A 425-nucleotide genomic window follows, 5' to 3' on the forward strand; every position below is an offset into this window, starting at 1 on the left:
TGTGTCTTCACGGGCGTTGCCTTCCATCTGCCCTACGCAAGCGGCACGGAACTCGTGAACATCCTCAACCAGATCATGGTCATGAAGAACATCACGCTGGCCGGCGCCTACATCCTGCTCGCCACCGTCGGTGCCGGTGCCTATTCGATCGACGCACGCCGCGGTCTGCAGGCCGTCGCTGCCCGCTAATTCCATCTCCTCCCAAGCATGCAAAACCCGCCGTCATTGAACTGACGGCGGGTTTTCTTACGCTTTGATGGCGGAGATCAGAGGGCGGCGCGCACCGCGTCGACGATCGCCTGCACCACGGGTTCATCTGCATGGCTCTCCTTGCGGGCGCGCACGAGGCAAGCCTCTGAATGCAGGATGACGCCGTCCTGGAGCACCTTCAGATGATTGGCGCGCAGCGTCGAGCCGGTGGAGGT

General features: G+C 62.4%; 2 pseudogenes. One reads left to right on the top strand and one right to left on the bottom strand.

Annotated elements, in window-relative coordinates:
- Positions 1–189: pseudogene (locus AC5ZG1_RS44455) on the top strand (hypothetical protein); the annotation flags it as partial.
- A gap of 77 nt (positions 190–266) precedes the next feature.
- On the opposite strand, the pseudogene hisG reads toward AC5ZG1_RS44455, so the two are convergent.
- Positions 267–425: pseudogene (gene hisG, locus AC5ZG1_RS44460) on the bottom strand (ATP phosphoribosyltransferase); the annotation flags it as partial.

The sequence above is a fragment of the Bradyrhizobium sp. Leo78 genome, assembly GCF_059512425.1.